Raw genomic sequence first — 15,147 nt, 5'->3', positions numbered from 1 at the left:
CGGGTTTCCGGCGCATCGCCAGCCGGCAACACAGGACCGGACTTTATGGTGAACAGGGGGTTAAAGGCCTTCGCCTGCAAAGCTTGGCGCCATAGGGGCGCAATCAATCCGTCTCGAAATTTCCATGCGGGACAGTGAGGCGGTATTCCATGCGGTCCTTGCCGATCTCGAGCGTCGCGGAGCCGTTCAGCGACATCGGCACGACGCGCTCCAGCGCCACGCTGCCAAAGCGCTTTTCGTTGCGCGGCGCGTCGCCGACCGACTCCGTCCAGGTGAGCAAAAGGCTGGGCGAAGTTCCGCCGTCGGGTTCTAGCCTTGCACTCACTTCGACATGGCCGTCCGGTTGCGACAGCGCGCCATAGCTCACCGAGTTCACAGCCAATTCGTGCATCGCCAGGCCGATGTGCAGGGCGGCGTTGGGATTGAGATATGGATTGTCGCCCGCGAACCGCAGGCTTCGCGCCAGATCGGCGCTGTAGCGGCCGACCTGGCCGGATACGAGTTCATGCAATGCCGCTCCCCGCCAGTTGGAGGATGTGACCAGGTCCTGCGAGGAAGCGAGCGATTGCAGCCGGCCGCGAAACCGCGCCAGGAACTCGCCGAGCGTCTCCGTGTAGCGTCCTGTCTGTGTGGCGATGCTCTGGATGATGGCCAGCAGGTTTTTCGATCGATGGCTGACTTCGCGCAGCAATGTCTTCAGCGTCTGCTCGCGGCGTTTCTGCTCCGTCGTCTCGACCATGGTGGTGACGACGCCGAGGACTTCGCTGGTGTCGCTGCGGTCGGCGTCGATCCAAAGCTGGAACCAGCGGACGCCTTGGCTTCCTGGAATGCTGAGCTCGAGCTGGTCCGCGTTGCCGGATTCGATCACCTTGAGCTTGACGGCCCTTATGCGTTCGGCCTGCGCCGGCGAAAGCAAATCCTTGCCGTCGGCGGTTTCGGAAGCCCAGGGCGCGCTCATGTTGCGCGCCCAGACCGTTTTCATCTGCCGATCCTGATAAAGAACCGAGATTCCGGCATTGTGCAGGGCATGAAGCAAGGCTCGCCCCACCTGCATCCCGCTTTCGGCGGGATGCATCGCGATTACCTCACCGTCACGCTTTTCAGTTCTGTCCTTCGTGGGATCCTCGGGAGGCATTGGAACATCCCCGCACTCGGTCCTTGAACGGCTCAATCCGCAACTGGTTCCGACGACCATGCTCTCCAAAACGGTCCGCCGGACGGCGCTCTTTCGAGACGCCGCCCGGCGGTGGCTGGAAACCGTTTGAGGGGTGCGGCTTCCAGTGTCGCGGTCAGGCTCTCCTGAAGAGGCCTGCGATGAGCGAAATCACCAGGAAGGCGAGGAAGATGAAGAACAGGATTTGCGCGATGCCAGCCGATGTGCCGGCGATGCCGCCGAACCCAAGCGCGCCGGCGATGATCGCAACCACGAGAAATACGAGCGCCCAGTACAGCATGATGCGTCTCCTTGTTATGTCGGGAAAAGAACGTGGGTCGGTGCCGTTTGTTCCACCATTTGCTGAAAAAGACGATCCCCTTTGAAGGGACTTTTCAGATCGCAGACGGATGAGCGTCATGCGAGGCGCGAAGGCCTCGCATGACGCTCAAAACGGTCCAAAACGCGGATCAGGCGGCGGCTTTGGCCTGCCGGTCGAAGAACAGGGCCTGGCTGATCAGAGCCTTGACCATGTCGGGATTGAAAGGCTTGGTGACCAGGAAGGCCGGCTCGGGGCGTTCGCCGGTCAGCAGGCGTTCCGGGAAGGCGGTGATGAAGATCACCGGTACCGGCGTCGACGACAAGATCTCGTTGACGGCTTCGATGCCAGAGCTGCCGTCGGCGAGCTGGATGTCGGCCAGCACCATTTTCGGCCGCGTCTTGCCGAACATGGCCACTGCCTCGGCATGTGTACGTGCCGTGCCGACGACCCGGTGGCCGAGGCTTTCGACCATCTCTTCGATGTCCATGGCAATCAGCGGCTCATCCTCGATGATCAGCACATCGGTCGCGACCTGTCGCGAAATCTCGTTGCTTGCCTGCGCAAGCAACTCCGAGAACTCGTCCTCGTCGACGTCGAGAACTTCCGCCGCCTCGTCCTCGCTGAAGCCTTCCACGGCGACAAGAAGGAAAGCCTGCCTCGGCAGGGGCGCGATCGCGTTCAGATTGGCCGCAGCCCGCTGCTCCCAGGCCGTCTGGGCCTGCTCCTGCGGCACGCGGATGGCAACGGAGGTGAAGAGCCTGGCGAAGACCTTATATAGCGCAATACGGTCGCTGGAGGCTTCGGGGAAGATATTGGTGTCGGCGATGATGGCTTCCAGCATCGCGGCGACCAGCGCGTCACCGCTCTCTTGCGATCCCGACACCGCGCGCGAGAAGCGCCGCAGGAACGGAAGATGCGGAGCGATGGTTGCGGACAAACTCATTATTTACGTCTCCCTCAGATGACGTTGCGCGTTCAAGGCCATGCCGTTGCAAGCCCCTGAAAACCAACGCCGGCTTCCGGAAAAAGTTCCGCCGGCCGTGGAACAAAATTAGCAGACCGGCGTTTCGGGGTCTCGGGATGGGCAACCAGACGAAGGTTCCGCTTGCGTTGTGGTTTGAAGTCGAAGAGCGGTTCGGGTGCTGGAAATTAGGGCGACTATGAAAGAAATGTCAAAAAAACAGATGGCTGATGCCAAAAGCAGGCATCGGAACGGGGATGGCAACCCGCTTGGGGCGAACTCCGAAATTGCCCGCAAGCTCAAGCAATATTATGACGAGTTGGTCTCGGACCAGGTGCCGGACCGCTTCGCTCAGTTGCTGAGCCAACTGGAACAGACCGAACCTGCCCAGAAAAAGGACTGAGGCATGGTGGCGGTATCCCAGAGCTTCAAGACCGAGCTGCTCGGTGCGATCCCGAGCCTGCGTGCTTTTGCGGTGTCGCTGACGCAGAACGCCGACCGGGCCGACGACCTCGTCCAGGAAACGCTGGTCAAGGCGTGGGACAAGCATGAGAGTTTCCAGCCGGGCACCAATCTCAAGGCCTGGCTGTTCACCATCCTGCGCAACGAATTCTATTCGCAGATGCGCAAGCGCGGCCGCGAGGTGCAGGACAGCGACGGCATCATGACCGCCAGGCTTGCCGTTCATCCGGCCCAGCATGGCCAGCTGGACCTCAAGGATTTCCGCGGCGCGCTCGAGCAACTGCCCGAGGACCAGCGCGAAGCCATCATCCTGATCGGTGCTTCCGGCTTTTCCTACGAGGAAGCCGCCGAAATCTGCGGCTGCGCGGTCGGCACGATCAAGAGCCGTGTCAGCCGGGCGCGCACAAGGCTGCAGGAGATCCTCAAGATTTCCGGCGAGGACGAATTCGGACCTGACGCGATCTCGGCGCAAGTGACAGGCTCGAACGCGGCGTGAGCCGATCGCCAACAATTCCGATAGCATAATGGCCTCAGGCCGAGGCGACCCGGCCGCAGGCCATCGCCACGGCTTCGATCAGATCGTCGCCCGAGTAAGGCTTGGTCACCAGCCTTATGTCTGGGAATGAACCCTTGATTTCATCCGAATCCGAATAGCCGGAGGCGAATACGAACGGCACGCCCTCGCTGCGCAGCCGCGCGGCGAAATCCAGGGTCGAGACGCCGCCAAGCATCAGATCGACGACGGCCGCGTCGAAGCGCTCCGGCAGCGCCTGCCCGTCGATCTCCGCGAGCTCGCGGGCAATCGTCACATCCGCGGCGCCGTGGTCGCGGCAAAGCTGCTCGACATCCATCGCGATCAGGAACTCGTCTTCCAGGATAAGGATACGCAGTCCGTCAAGCAATGCTGGCACCTATGTCTCCTCGGCAGGGCCGCACTCATGCGCGGAATTGGCTGTCATGTCATTTAAAAAAGACATGGGGTCCGCCTCGCGGAACCCCTGCCTGTCTCAAGCGTTTCCCTGCGCCCGCAAGGGCAGGGATTTCGAAGAGGGGTCGAAATGTCCAGCCAAAGCGCACGTCCGGTCGCCAGCCGTCAATATCCTTGCGAAAAGTGCCCGTTGCGGCCCTTGCCTGCATTCCGTGAGTTCGACAAGCAGGAACTGTCATTCATCAGCACCTTCAAGCGCGGTGAACTTGCCGTCGACAAGGGGGCGACGGTCCTGGTCGAAGGCAGCCACAGCGCCCATCTCTACACAGTGCTGTCGGGCTGGGCGTTTCGCTACAAGCTGTTGCCCGACGGGCGGCGGCAGATCCTCAATTTTTCCATGCCCGGCGACCTCATCGGCCTGCAGGGCAGCCTGATGGGCGAGATGCAGCATTCCGTCGAAGCCCTGTCGCCGATGCTGCTTTGCGTCTTCGAACGCGAGCAGTTGCAGGAACTCTATCGCAACCACCCCGGCCTTGCCTATGACATAACCTGGATCGCTTCGCGCGAGGAGCGCATGCTGGACGAGAACCTGCTCAGCATCGGCCGTCGCACCGCGCTCGAGCGCGCCGCCTATCTTATCGCCTTCATCGCCAGCCGGGCTCGCGGCGCCGGCCTCAACGGTAAGACGCCGGTGCAGATCCCGATCACGCAACAGCACATCGCTGACACGCTTGGCCTCTCGCTTGTTCACACCAACAAGACGATCCGCAAGCTGATGGACCGCAAATTGGTCCTGTGGCGGGATGGTGGCTGCGAAGTGATCGACTATGATGGGCTGAAGAAGCTGGCCCGATGGGAAGGGTTGGGCGAGGAACGCAGGCCGCTGATCTAGGGCGTGTCGATATTCAGGTCAGGCCGGCCTGACCTGAATATCGACACGCCCTAGGGTGCTGTGAGCGACCAAGCCCGGAACCATGGTGCTGAACGGGCGTTGAAACCAGCGCAAACGCAAGGAGTTAGAGAATGGCAACCGCCGCAGGCAAATCCGCAACGGACCAAGCAACCACCGCCGATCTCGAGGCCGATATCGAGCAGTTGAAGGCGGATATCCAGAAACTGACGGAGCAACTCGCCAAGACCGGCCAACACGGTTACGGCGCCGCCCGGCGCGCCGCCGCGGATGGTGTTGAACAGTTGCGCGCGCAAGGCGAAGCCGCGTTCGAGAGCGTGCGGGGAAGTGCCGAGGACATAGAGGCGCAACTGATAGCCAAGGTGCGTGAGAAGCCGGTGACGTCGCTGGCGATCGCCGCTGGCGTCGGCTATCTCTTCGCCCTCCTTTCCCGCCGCTAACCGCAGATGGGGACGCTTGTCTCGCTGATCTCGGCCCTCGCCTCGGGCGAGGCCATGGCTGCCGTGCAAAGGGCGCGGATAACGGTCATCCTTTATGGGCTTGCCGCCATTCTTGCCCTCTGCGGCGTCGGCTTCCTTATCGGCGCCGCCTATATCTGGCTGGCGGCGCGCTACGGGCCGTTGGCGACCAGCCTGGGCTTCGGCATCGGGTTCCTGGTGGTTGCCGGGCTGATCATCGTCATCCACAAGCTGACGGCCCGCATGCGCGGCAAACGGCGCGCGCGACGGCGACAGGCCGACATGACGGCGGTGGGTGTTACCGCGGCGCTTGCCCTGCTTCCGGCCCTGGCCAAGAGCAGGGGCGGACTGGCAGTCCTTGCCGCGCCCGCCCTCGCGGTCGTCGCTTACGCCATCTATCGGGAGAACACCAAGCCTCCGCCGCCAAGGCAAGGTCCGGACGACCTGCATTAGGCCGTCGAGGTCTTTCAGCGCTGCGGCCTGCTTAAGCATGGCCCTCACGGCTGACTTGCTGGCGAGCTTCAAACGCCTGCATCGGGCCGTCCAATGATCCTCACCCGCTCGGAACCTTCACGGCAAGGGCCCGTTACCCGATCGTGCCGCGCCCGAGATGCCCGCCGCCACGCAACATGGAGGCCAATCATGACCAAGATCGTTCCTGAAGACAAAGCCCGGCAGGGACACTGGGGCTGGCACGCCTTAAGGATTCTCATAGCCGGCCTGTTGCTGGCCTTCATTGCGTGGGGCGCGGTGGAGATTTACGGGGAATTGATAAAGTCGCCGACTTCCGGCGAGCAGCATGTCCCGCAGCCGCCCGGCACCGAGCAGGGCACTGCTCCAGGCCAGCCGACCGCGAAACCCTGAAGCAGCGCTGTCTTCAAGCTGCCTTTGCGTTGACGCCGCTTGACGGAACCAGCACTTTCAACGCGCCGGGGTGGATTTCGATCGTGGTTTCGCGCTCGAGCCTGATCAGTTCGCCGTCGAGGACGGCGCTGAATTTCCTGGCGGGCGAGAGGACCTTCAGGACAACCATGCGGGCCTGATGAACTTCCACATGCGCGCTCTGCCGCAGCCGGCCGCGCAGCATGTCGAGCAGCAGCTTTGCCAAATGGTGACGTCGGCGCGCGATGCTGACATAGATGCCGAGCACGCCGCCGGCCGGATTGTCCGCATAGGGCAGGTGGCCTTCCCCGAACAGATTGTTGGAGATGCCGATGCCCGTCGTGCGCGTCACGATCTCGGCCTTGCCAATGCTCAGGCTGACTTTCAGCGCCGGTGGATTCTTGATCGCCGCCCAGGCGGCGCGCACGGAGGCCTGCATCTTTCCAAGGCGCGAGCCGAAATCCATTTTCTCGCGCAGCTGGACCATTTTGGCATGCATGCCGACCGAGAACTGATGCACGAAAGGCTGGCCATTGGCGCTCGCCATGTCGACGGCGATCACCTCGCCATCGGCAAAGGACTGCAGCGCTGCCTCCAATGTCTGCGGAATGCCCAGGCCCCGCGCGAAGAGGTTCATTGTCCCTGCAGGTAAGATGGCCAGCGCCTTCTTCTTGTTCATGAGAAGGGACGCCGCGGTCGAGATCGTGCCGTCGCCGCCACCGGCAAGGACTACGTCGATGTTGCGCCTGGCGATGGCCTTCGCCAGCGCGGTAGCGACATCCCGGCCGGCAACGATGTCGATCTCGACCGAATGTCCCGCCGCTTCAAGCGTCTGACGTAACTGTCCGGAAAAAGCTTCCATGTCGACGGTGCGGAGCGTGCCGCCGTCCCGATTAAGCACCGCAGCAAACCGCATACCAACTCCGTATTCCCTTCAGGCGGCTTGAGCCGCCTGGCCCCTCAGCCGCAGGCTGGAACGAGGATGCGGCCGCAAAGGTTCCACGGAGCTTTAGCAACCCAGAGGCTGGTGGACGGGGTCGTGGTTGGAACAACACCTCGGTCACGACGTTGTGAACCTGTAGACACTGCCGCTCCCGGCCCGCCGTTCAGCGGCTGGCCGCGTGACCGCCATGCACAAATCAGGCACGAGGAGAGACCATCATGATCCGCACTCTTTTTGCAACCACCGCGATCGCTACACTGCTCGCAACCGGCGCTTATGCGCAGACGGCGCCCGCGCCGGCGCAACAGACCCCAGCGACCCAAAACACGGCTCCGGTGCCGCGCGCCGACGGCGCGCTGATGTCCAACATCATCGGCGAGTCCGTCTATAATGGCACTGGTGACGATGCCCAGAACATCGGCAAGGTCGATGACGTCGTCTTCGATTCCGGCGGCAAGGCCAAATCCGCCATCATCGGGGTTGGCGGTTTTCTCGGCGTCGGCAAAAAGGACGTCGCCTTCGACTACGCGAAGCTGGAATGGGCCGAAAAGAACGGCGACCGCTGGCTGGTCGCTAAGTCGACCAAGGATGAGCTGAACGCCCTGCCGGCCTTCGACCGCAAGCCTTATGACCCGGCCCCGGCGCAGTCGGCCAATACAACGCAGCCTGCCAACAACACGACGACAGCCCAGGCTCCGGCGGCCGCACCGGCCGAGCCGGTGAAGAAGGCCGAGGGCAACCTTGCCTCCAACATCATGGGCGAGTCGGTCTATAATGGCACCGCGGACGATGCCCAGAAGATCGGCGACGTGAAGGACATCGTGCTTGCCAAGGACGGCAAGGCGGACTCGCTGGTGATCGGTGTCGGCGGCTTCCTCGGCATCGGCACGAAGAACGTCACCTATGACTTCGACAAGGCCAAGTGGGCCGAGAAGAACGGTGATCGCTGGCTGGTGGCCGAGACGACGAAGGAGCAGCTTCAGGCCCAGCCGGACTTCGACCGCAAGGCCTATGATCCGGCACCGGCCACGACGGCGGCCGCGAACAACGCTCCTGCAGCGACCACGCCTGCGGTGGTGTCTTCGGACACGACCTCCGACAAGGGGGCCAAGCCAGCAGAGCCTGCCAAGTCGACCGCGGAGACCAAGCCTGCGACGCCGCCGGCCCAGAGCACGGCTGAAAACAAGCCGGCCGATACCGGCGCTGCTGCTACAGACGCGACCAAGACCGCTTCGATCGACAAGTCGACGCTGACGGAAATGCCCATGGGCAATATCAGGGTCGACGATCTTAAGGGGACGACGGTCTATGGCGCCAACGACGCCAAGATCGGTACCATCGGCGATGTCGTGCTGACGCCCGACAAAAAGCCGGACGCGGTGATCGTCAACGTCGGCGGTTTCCTCGGCATCGGCGCCAAGGAAGTGGCGGTCGGCATGGACAAGCTCAAATTCATGACCGACAAGAACGGCAACAAATACCTCTACACCAACTTCACCAAGGAACAGCTGCAGGCGCAGACGGCCTATGACAAGAGCAGTTATGCCGCCAATCGCGACCAGCAGCGGATGATGTTGAAGTAAGGGAATAGGGCAGTAGGGCAGTAGGGCAGTAGGGCAGTAGGTAGCGGTTCCCATACTGCCCTATTGCCTTACTGCCCTACTGCCTTGGCAACGTATCCAGCCACGCCATCGTCCGTCAGCTCCGCCAGCGCCAGCGACTGATCGAGGTGAGCGGCGCGCCAGGCGAGCATCTTCTCCGCGAACGCCAGCCGTACCGGCAGATAGGCTTGGTCGTTCGCCACGTTGTTCAGTTCTCCCAGGTCTTTCGACAGGTCGAACAGAAGCGGCGGCAGGCCGCCACCGAAATGGACATATTTGAAGTCGGCCGAGCGGATGACGGCGAGGTTGCAGTCGCGCGATTCCATACCGAAATGGCGTTCGGCTTCGCCTTCCGCGACAGTGCGGAAGTCGAACTCCCAATGCGCGGCGTTGCGCCAGTTTCCGGGCCGGTCGCCGTCAAGCCACGGCGTAAGCGAGCAGCCGTCGAGATGGCGCTGCGGCGCGGCGCCGATCAGGTCGAGCAAGGTGGGAAATACGTCGACGGCTTCGGTGAAATGATCCACGGATGAACCGGCCGCGGCGCTCCGGCGCGGGTCGCGGACGATCAACGGAATGTGGTAGCTGCCATCGAAGAAGCCGCCTTTGCCGAGCATGAAATGGTCGCCCATCATCTCGGCGTGGTCGGAGGTCAGCACGATGACGGTGTCGTCCCAGGCGCCCACCGACTTGATCGCCTGCCAGAGGCGGCCGAGCTGCGCGTCGATCTCCGAAATCATGCCGTAATAGATCGCGCGGATGCGGCGAAAATTCTCCTCGCTCCAGTCCGGCACGTTACCCTCCATGCCCGGAATGAATTTCGTTCTTTTCTGGAGGGCGAGATCGTAGGCGAGGTAGGGGTGGCTCGCGGCTTCAGCTTGGGGGTTTGCCGCGCGCTTGAAGGCAGGACCTTGGGCCGGATCATACATGGTGTTGTAGGGCTCCGGCACGATGAAAGGCGGGTGCGGGCTGATGAAGGAGATATGCGCGAACCATGGCGCGCGCTTCTCCTGCTCGCCAAGCCAGCGGATGAATTCGCCGGCCAGGAAGGCGCTCGGCGTCTGGTCCTTCGAATAGACCGGCGGCGCGTTGGTGACGTCGCGTTCCGGCTGCCCTTCGGCCGGACGGTGGATGCCGGGGCTTCCGGCGCTTGTGTCTATGCCTTGCGCGCGCAGCCATGACAGCCACTGCTTCTGATGCTCGGGCAGGGCCTGCCGCACGGTGAAGCCGGGCAGCACGCCTTCATAACTGCGCAGGCGCGGATCCCCCGCCGCAAGCTGGCGGGGGTCGAGGGAGACATCGGTGTAGCCGAACAGGGTTGGATCGTAGCCCGCGGCGCGCGCCGAAAGCGCGATGTTGCCATGGCGCGCGTCGAGCGGCGTGCCGTTGCGGCAGACGCGATTGTTCATCTGGTAGAGGCCGGTATAGAGACAGGCGCGGGCTGGAGAGCAAGGCGCTGCCCCGCCATAATGTCGGCGGAAGAGCACGCCCTCGGCGGCGAGCGCATCCGCATTCGGCGTCCTCACCACCGGATGGCCGGCCGCCGACAGGCAATCGCCACGCCATTGGTCGCAGGTGATGAGGAGAACATTCGGGCGTCGAGGCTGGTGGTCCAAGATCGTCTCCTTGTGGAAGCGCTCAGATGGAACGGAAATCATCGGCGGCGCAAGCCAGCGACAGTGATAGATTGGTGAACATATTTCGAACAGTCGTTCACTTTTATGACACAGTCCATTCTGTGTTTGACCGCTTTGCCGCTGGCCCGCCTATCCTCATATTGGCGTGGACAGCGGCGAGGGCCGCGCAAGAACAAAGGAAGGAGCGATCATGCTCAACCAGATCCAGGGCCTGCATCACGTCACCTCGATGGCGAGCGATGCACGCCGCAACAATGAGTTCTTCACGAAAAAGCTCGGCCTGCGCCGGGTGAAGAAGACCGTCAATTTCGACGCGCCGGATGTCTACCACCTCTACTATGCCGACGAGGTCGGCACGCCGGGTTCGGTGATGACCTATTTCCCGTTCCCCGATATCGGCAAGGGCCGGCACGGCGTGGGCGAGGTCGGCACGACGGTGTTCTCGGTGCCCGAAGGCACGCTCGCCTATTGGGAAAAGCGCTTCGCCGATGAGGGCGTCGGCAATGTCGCCCGCACCGAAAGCTTCGGCGAAAAGCGGCTCACCTTTACCGGTCCGGACGGCGACAGTTTTGCCCTCGTCGAGGACAAGGCCGACAGCAGAGCGCCCTGGGTCAAGGGCGGCGTTCCCTCCGACGAGGCGATCCGCGGCTTTCACTCGGTCTCGCTCCGGCTGAAGGATGGCGGCGCCACCGAGGAGCTCTTGAAGTTCATGGGCTATGAGGAGGTCGACAAGTCCGGCAACGTCCGCCGGCTGGCGATCAAGAACGGCAATGGCGCCGATGTCGTCGACATCGAATCGCTGCCGGGCGCAGGCTTTGCCAATCTCGGCGCCGGCTCGGTGCACCACGTCGCCTTCGCGGTCGAGGATCGCGCCAAGCAGCTCGAGGTGCGCAAGGCGCTGGTCGACACCGGCTACGGCGTGACACCGGTCATCGATCGCGACTATTTCTGGGCGATCTATTTCCGCACGCCGGGCGGCGTGCTGTTCGAGGTGGCCACCAATGAGCCGGGCTTCGACCGCGACGAGGACACCGCGCATCTTGGCGAGGCGCTGAAGCTGCCGTCGCAGCATCAGCATCTGAGGCCCTATCTCGAAGAACACCTGCAGAAGTTGGAAGACTGAGCCATGAGCAAGGACGCTTACATCCACAAAATGCTGCCCGGTTCGCCGGGCAGCCCGCTGCTCTTCGTCTTCCACGGCACCGGCGCGGACGAGAACCAGCTTCTCGGCTTCGGCCGCGAGCTTGTGCCTTCGGCGACGATCATCTCGCCGCGCGGCGACGTATCGGAGCATGGCGCTGCCCGTTTCTTCCGCCGCACCGGCGAGGGCGTCTACGACATGGACGACCTGGCGCGCGCGACAGCGAAGATGGCGGGCTTCGTCAAGGCGCATGTCGAGGCGGCAAAGCCTTCGGCGGTGTTCGGCCTCGGCTACTCCAATGGCGCCAACATCCTGGCTTCGGTGGTGTTCGCCGAGCCCGGCCTGTTCGACGCCGCGGCGCTGATGCATCCGCTGATCCCGTTCGAGCCTCGTGTCCAGGGCAGCCTTGCCGGTCGCCATATCCTGATCACGGCCGGCAGGCGCGATCCGATCTGCCCGCCCAATTTGACGTCGCGGCTGGAGGCCTATTTGCGCGCCGACGGCGCCGATGTCACAGTGGAATGGCACGACGGCGGGCATGAGGTTCGGCCGAATGAAATCGAAGCGGCGCGGCGGCTCTTTGCGCCGGCGCCGGCTGTCGAAGGAGACAAGCGAAATGGCTGACCAATTGCCCGAGATCGAACTGGAAGACCGCGGTTCCAAGGGGCGCTATGTGCTGCGCGGCCCCGGCGGCGCCGAGGCCGAGATGACCTTCACCAAGATCGGCGAGCACCAGCTCATCATCGATCACACCGAGGTGCCTGACGTGTTTCGCGGCCAGGGCGCCGGGCTTCGGCTCGTCACCCGCGCCGTCGAGGACGCGCGCGCCGCCGGCAAGAAGATCATCCCGCTCTGCCCCTTCGCCAACGCCCAGTTCCGCCGCCATCCGGAATGGGCGGATGTGCTGAAACAGTGAGCGCGGCCTCTCCCTTCTCCCCATGCGGGAACTGAGGAATTGAAGAACTGAAGAACTGGGGAATTTTAGAAAAGCTCAGCGTCCGACGTGACGTCGCTTCTTCAATTCCTCAGTTCCCCAGTTCCTCAGTTCCCACAGGGGGAGAAGGAAAAGAGCCAGCCTTCGCATTTGCACCGCCCGGTCATCTTGCCTAAGTTGACGGTTCGCTCGGACGAACGTCCCGCCCGTCACTGATTTGAATGGCTCCCCTGATGACCGATACCGACCTGATCCCCGTTTTCGACGGACATAACGACACGCTGCTTCGGCTCTACCAGTCGAAGGAAGCCGATGTCGAAAAACTGTTCATCGAAGGGACGCCGGGCGGCCATATCGACCTGCCGCGCGCCAGGAAGGGCGGCTTTGCCGGCGGCATGTTCGCGATCTTTCCGCCGCCGGTCGAGAAGTCGAAACGCAGCGCCGTGCCGCCGGCGCCGAGCGACAACGAGCCGTTGCCGCCCGAGCTGCCGCAGGCGGAAGCGATCACCTCCACCATCGGCATGGCTTCGATCCTGTTCCGGTTGGAGCGCGCCGGCGCGCTGACCGTCTGCCGCAGCGCCGGCGATGTTCGCGCCGCCATGGCGAAAGGCTCGGTCGCGGCCGTGTTCCACATCGAAGGCGTCGAGGCGATCGATCCGGGGCTTGCCATGCTCGACGTGCTGCACGCCGCCGGCCTGCGCTCGCTGGGCATCGTCTGGAGCCGGCCGAATGCTTTCGGCAACGGCGTGCCGTTCCGCTTTCCTTCATCGCCCGACACCGGACCCGGCCTCACCGATGCCGGCAAGGCGCTGGTCAAGGCGTGCAACAAGCTCAGGATCATGATCGACCTGTCACATCTCAACGAGAAGGGGTTTCGCGACGTGGCGGGCTTGAGCGACGCGCCGCTGGTTGCCACCCATTCCAACGTGCATGCGATCTGCGGCCATTCGCGCAACCTGACCGACTGGCAGCTCGGCGCGATCCGCGCATCGGGCGGCATGGTGGGCCTGAACTTCGCCACCGGCTTCCTGCGCGAGGACGGAAGGATGAATGCCGACACCAGCATCGACATCATGGTGCGCCATATCGACTCGCTCTTGCAGGCGCTGGGTGAGGACGGCGTCGGCCTCGGCTCCGATTTCGACGGCGCCATGATCCCGGCCCCCATCGGCGACGTCGCCGGCCTGCCCAAGCTCATCGACGCGCTCGCCGCGCGCGGTTTCGGCCGCGCGCTGATCGAGAAGATCGCTTATCGGAACTGGTTGAGCGTGCTGGAAAGGACGATCGGGTAAGCGCGCCTACTGCGCGTAGCCCATCCGCTTCAGCCATTCCTTGCCGACGCCGCGGTCGCGGATGATCGGCAAGGGATCTTCATGATCGAGCCGGGCGCAGATGCGGTAGACTTCCAGCGTCTCGGCGTTCATCTCGCCGCGCTTGAAGAAGAACATGGCCGCCGCGTAGCGGGTGCGGCCGGACCACATCTCGCCGAGCGGCGTGTTGACCAGCTGCCATTGTTCGGCGGCTTCCGCCTCCAGCTCTTCCGCTTCGCTTGCCACGGTCAAAAGTCCGCCGGCAGGTTGGCGGTGCGGCGGTCGAGCTTGATGAAGGGCCGCGGCACCGCCTTCGCCTTCTTCATCAGCTTCTGGTACTGCAGCTCGCGCATGGCGTAAATCTCGACCCAGAGGTCGTCGACGATCGTATCGCCATAAGGCCGCTGCAGCGAGGCGAGCGCGATGTTGCGCTTGGCCATAGGCGACCACATCGCCGCGCTGACCAGCCCGACCTCCTGGCTTTTGCGATAATAGACGATGGCGTGCTCGGCCGGGATGTTGCCTTCGATCTCCAGCCCGACCAGCACGTGGCGCAGCTTCTTCCTGGCGCGTGCTTCGAGGATGGCGCGGCGGCCGTTGAAGTGTCCCTTGTCCGGATCGATCATGAAGCCGAGGCCGATCTCGTCCGGCATGCGCAGGTGGTCGGTGCGAATGGCATGCTCGGACGTGGTGAAGTCGGCATTGGCGACGATCAGCCCGGCTTCCAGCCGTGCGCGGTTCAGCGCGGTATAGCCGATGGCGCGGATGCCGCGCAGCTCGCCCGCCGTCATCAGCCGGTCCCAGAGGCTCAGCGCCTTGTCGGCCGGCACGAACAGCTCGTAGCCGAGATCGCCGGTGAAACCGGTGCGCGAGATGGTGACGGTCGCGCCGTCATGTGCGAACTCGGCAAGGTCGAAAACCTTCAGCCGCTCGACGCCGGCAAAGCCCGCGTCGCGCAGGATGGCGAAGGAAGTCGGGCCTTGCAGCGCCAGGCCGGCGACGGCCTCGGTCTCTTCCTCGACAGTCACATCGTACCGAAAAGCGCTGTCGAGCAGCCAGGGCAGATGCCGCTCCTGCGAGCACAGACGGAAGCGTGTCGGCGACAGCCGGAATAGCGTGCCGTCATCAAGCACGAAACCCTCGTCGTCGCACCAGGCGGTGTAGTGGACGCGGCCCGGTTTCAGTTTGGTCACGTCGCGCAGCGTGACGCGGTCGAGATAGGCCTCGGCGTCCGGGCCCTCGATCCGGTATTTGGTCATCGGCGAGATGTCGAAGAGCGCCGCCTGGCTGCGGATGGCGAAATATTCCAGCTCCTCGTCCCACAGCGAATGCGGCGCGCGGTAGCCGGCCCAGCTGTACCAGTCCTGCTTCAGCCCCAGCGCGTCGATGCGCGGCTGGAAGGGAGTGCCCAACCGCAGCGTGCGGAAGTGGGATTGGGCTGCTGTGCGGGCGTCGGTTGACGGCTTGATCGTGGGATGATGGTTCATGACGGCGTTCCTTCGCCGTGG

General features: G+C 63.5%; 19 protein-coding genes. 11 read left to right on the top strand and 8 right to left on the bottom strand.

Translation table 11 applies throughout. The features are described 5' to 3' along the window. Positions 1-103 precede the first annotated feature (103 nt). The 3 genes from EN862_RS18175 to EN862_RS18165 all read right to left on the bottom strand — a co-directional run bounded on the left by EN862_RS18175 (position 104) and on the right by EN862_RS18165 (position 2,418). The gene (locus EN862_RS18175) at positions 104-1,135 is read right to left on the bottom strand and encodes a sensor histidine kinase (RefSeq protein ID WP_127865682.1); all 1,032 of its coding nucleotides are present in this window, start codon (positions 1,133-1,135) and stop codon (positions 104-106) included. Between the two features lie 154 nt (positions 1,136-1,289). After that, the gene (locus EN862_RS18170; RefSeq protein ID WP_018429836.1) at positions 1,290-1,454 is read right to left on the bottom strand and encodes a DUF1328 domain-containing protein; all 165 of its coding nucleotides are present in this window, start codon (positions 1,452-1,454) and stop codon (positions 1,290-1,292) included. A 169-nt stretch (positions 1,455-1,623) separates the two neighbouring features. Continuing rightward, positions 1,624-2,418, bottom strand: coding sequence for a response regulator (locus tag EN862_RS18165; RefSeq protein WP_095816782.1), 795 nt, complete (start codon positions 2,416-2,418; stop codon positions 1,624-1,626). 217 nt (positions 2,419-2,635) lie between these two features. On the opposite strand from EN862_RS18165, the gene EN862_RS18160 reads away from it, so the two are divergent. After that, positions 2,636-2,839 (top strand): NepR family anti-sigma factor, encoded by a 204-nt coding sequence (locus EN862_RS18160; protein ID WP_112129764.1) that lies wholly within the window; start codon positions 2,636-2,638, stop codon positions 2,837-2,839. Between the two features lie 3 nt (positions 2,840-2,842). After that, positions 2,843-3,394, top strand: a complete 552-nt coding sequence (locus EN862_RS18155) for an RNA polymerase sigma factor (protein WP_042641628.1) — start codon at positions 2,843-2,845, stop codon at positions 3,392-3,394. 34 nt (positions 3,395-3,428) lie between these two features. Here EN862_RS18155 and EN862_RS18150 read toward each other — a convergent pair whose 3' ends face one another. Then, positions 3,429-3,809, bottom strand: a complete 381-nt coding sequence (locus EN862_RS18150; protein ID WP_127865683.1) for a response regulator — start codon at positions 3,807-3,809, stop codon at positions 3,429-3,431. 147 nt (positions 3,810-3,956) lie between these two features. Between EN862_RS18150 and EN862_RS18145 the strand changes: the two genes are divergently transcribed. The 4 genes from EN862_RS18145 to EN862_RS18130 all read left to right on the top strand — a co-directional run bounded on the left by EN862_RS18145 (position 3,957) and on the right by EN862_RS18130 (position 6,058). Continuing rightward, the gene (locus tag EN862_RS18145) at positions 3,957-4,718 is read left to right on the top strand and encodes a Crp/Fnr family transcriptional regulator (protein WP_112129573.1); all 762 of its coding nucleotides are present in this window, start codon (positions 3,957-3,959) and stop codon (positions 4,716-4,718) included. A 131-nt stretch (positions 4,719-4,849) separates the two neighbouring features. Further along, entirely contained in the window at positions 4,850-5,176 is a 327-nt protein-coding gene (locus EN862_RS18140) for a DUF883 family protein (protein WP_127865684.1), read from the top strand. A gap of 6 nt (positions 5,177-5,182) precedes the next feature. Further along, entirely contained in the window at positions 5,183-5,647 is a 465-nt protein-coding gene (locus tag EN862_RS18135; RefSeq protein ID WP_127865685.1) for a phage holin family protein, read from the top strand. A gap of 189 nt (positions 5,648-5,836) precedes the next feature. Further along, positions 5,837-6,058: a hypothetical protein gene (locus EN862_RS18130; RefSeq protein ID WP_127865686.1), complete on the top strand. Its 222-nt coding sequence runs from the start codon at positions 5,837-5,839 to the stop codon at positions 6,056-6,058. Between the two features lie 13 nt (positions 6,059-6,071). On the opposite strand, the gene EN862_RS18125 is transcribed toward EN862_RS18130, so the two are convergent. Beyond that, positions 6,072-6,992, bottom strand: coding sequence for a diacylglycerol kinase family protein (locus EN862_RS18125; RefSeq protein WP_127865687.1), 921 nt, complete (start codon positions 6,990-6,992; stop codon positions 6,072-6,074). A gap of 245 nt (positions 6,993-7,237) precedes the next feature. Between EN862_RS18125 and EN862_RS18120 the strand changes: the two genes are divergently transcribed. Next, the gene (locus EN862_RS18120; RefSeq protein ID WP_127865688.1) at positions 7,238-8,602 is read left to right on the top strand and encodes a PRC-barrel domain-containing protein; all 1,365 of its coding nucleotides are present in this window, start codon (positions 7,238-7,240) and stop codon (positions 8,600-8,602) included. Positions 8,603-8,670: 68 nt separating this feature from the next. Here EN862_RS18120 and EN862_RS18115 read toward each other — a convergent pair whose 3' ends face one another. After that, entirely contained in the window at positions 8,671-10,233 is a 1,563-nt protein-coding gene (locus EN862_RS18115; protein ID WP_245519638.1) for an alkaline phosphatase family protein, read from the bottom strand. Between the two features lie 211 nt (positions 10,234-10,444). On the opposite strand from EN862_RS18115, the gene EN862_RS18110 reads away from it, so the two are divergent. The 4 genes from EN862_RS18110 (at position 10,445) to EN862_RS18095 (ending at position 13,621) form a co-directional block, all read left to right on the top strand. Beyond that, a complete protein-coding gene (locus tag EN862_RS18110) occupies positions 10,445-11,377 on the top strand; it encodes a VOC family protein (protein WP_127865689.1) in 933 nt (310 codons plus the stop codon). Between the two features lie 3 nt (positions 11,378-11,380). Beyond that, a complete protein-coding gene (locus EN862_RS18105) occupies positions 11,381-12,019 on the top strand; it encodes an alpha/beta hydrolase (RefSeq protein ID WP_127865690.1) in 639 nt (212 codons plus the stop codon). Beyond that, positions 12,012-12,311, top strand: coding sequence for a GNAT family N-acetyltransferase (locus EN862_RS18100; protein WP_027166574.1), 300 nt, complete (start codon positions 12,012-12,014; stop codon positions 12,309-12,311). The genes EN862_RS18105 and EN862_RS18100 overlap by 8 nt, the downstream gene beginning before the upstream one ends. 251 nt (positions 12,312-12,562) lie before the next feature. Further along, a complete protein-coding gene (locus tag EN862_RS18095) occupies positions 12,563-13,621 on the top strand; it encodes a dipeptidase (RefSeq protein WP_127865691.1) in 1,059 nt (352 codons plus the stop codon). A 6-nt stretch (positions 13,622-13,627) separates the two neighbouring features. Here EN862_RS18095 and EN862_RS18090 read toward each other — a convergent pair whose 3' ends face one another. Together EN862_RS18090 and EN862_RS18085 are read right to left on the bottom strand one after the other, a co-directional pair. Next, the gene (locus EN862_RS18090; protein WP_127865692.1) at positions 13,628-13,891 is read right to left on the bottom strand and encodes a hypothetical protein; all 264 of its coding nucleotides are present in this window, start codon (positions 13,889-13,891) and stop codon (positions 13,628-13,630) included. Next, the gene (locus EN862_RS18085; RefSeq protein WP_127865693.1) at positions 13,888-15,126 is read right to left on the bottom strand and encodes an aminomethyltransferase family protein; all 1,239 of its coding nucleotides are present in this window, start codon (positions 15,124-15,126) and stop codon (positions 13,888-13,890) included. Before EN862_RS18085 ends, EN862_RS18090 begins: the two co-directional genes overlap by 4 nt. Positions 15,127-15,147: the final 21 nt, after the last annotated feature.

This window comes from Mesorhizobium sp. M2E.F.Ca.ET.219.01.1.1 (assembly GCF_004016445.2).
Lineage (GTDB): Bacteria > Pseudomonadota > Alphaproteobacteria > Rhizobiales > Rhizobiaceae > Mesorhizobium.
This window is presented reverse-complemented; position numbering and strand designations above follow the sequence as displayed.

Bases quoted from the DNA above. Each gene is read 5' to 3' on its own strand.
- EN862_RS18175 (WP_127865682.1), bottom strand. From the start codon at position 1,135: ATGCCTCCCGAGGATCCCACGAAGGACAGAACTGAAAAGCGTGACGGT.
- EN862_RS18170 (WP_018429836.1), bottom strand. From the start codon at position 1,454: ATGCTGTACTGGGCGCTCGTATTTCTCGTGGTTGCGATCATCGCCGGC.
- EN862_RS18165 (WP_095816782.1), bottom strand. From the start codon at position 2,418: ATGAGTTTGTCCGCAACCATCGCTCCGCATCTTCCGTTCCTGCGGCGC.
- EN862_RS18160 (WP_112129764.1), top strand. From the start codon at position 2,636: ATGAAAGAAATGTCAAAAAAACAGATGGCTGATGCCAAAAGCAGGCAT.
- EN862_RS18155 (WP_042641628.1), top strand. From the start codon at position 2,843: ATGGTGGCGGTATCCCAGAGCTTCAAGACCGAGCTGCTCGGTGCGATC.
- EN862_RS18145 (WP_112129573.1), top strand. From the start codon at position 3,957: ATGTCCAGCCAAAGCGCACGTCCGGTCGCCAGCCGTCAATATCCTTGC.
- EN862_RS18140 (WP_127865684.1), top strand. From the start codon at position 4,850: ATGGCAACCGCCGCAGGCAAATCCGCAACGGACCAAGCAACCACCGCC.
- EN862_RS18135 (WP_127865685.1), top strand. From the start codon at position 5,183: ATGGGGACGCTTGTCTCGCTGATCTCGGCCCTCGCCTCGGGCGAGGCC.
- EN862_RS18130 (WP_127865686.1), top strand. From the start codon at position 5,837: ATGACCAAGATCGTTCCTGAAGACAAAGCCCGGCAGGGACACTGGGGC.
- EN862_RS18125 (WP_127865687.1), bottom strand. From the start codon at position 6,992: ATGCGGTTTGCTGCGGTGCTTAATCGGGACGGCGGCACGCTCCGCACC.
- EN862_RS18120 (WP_127865688.1), top strand. From the start codon at position 7,238: ATGATCCGCACTCTTTTTGCAACCACCGCGATCGCTACACTGCTCGCA.
- EN862_RS18110 (WP_127865689.1), top strand. From the start codon at position 10,445: ATGCTCAACCAGATCCAGGGCCTGCATCACGTCACCTCGATGGCGAGC.
- EN862_RS18105 (WP_127865690.1), top strand. From the start codon at position 11,381: ATGAGCAAGGACGCTTACATCCACAAAATGCTGCCCGGTTCGCCGGGC.
- EN862_RS18100 (WP_027166574.1), top strand. From the start codon at position 12,012: ATGGCTGACCAATTGCCCGAGATCGAACTGGAAGACCGCGGTTCCAAG.
- EN862_RS18095 (WP_127865691.1), top strand. From the start codon at position 12,563: ATGACCGATACCGACCTGATCCCCGTTTTCGACGGACATAACGACACG.
- EN862_RS18085 (WP_127865693.1), bottom strand. From the start codon at position 15,126: ATGAACCATCATCCCACGATCAAGCCGTCAACCGACGCCCGCACAGCA.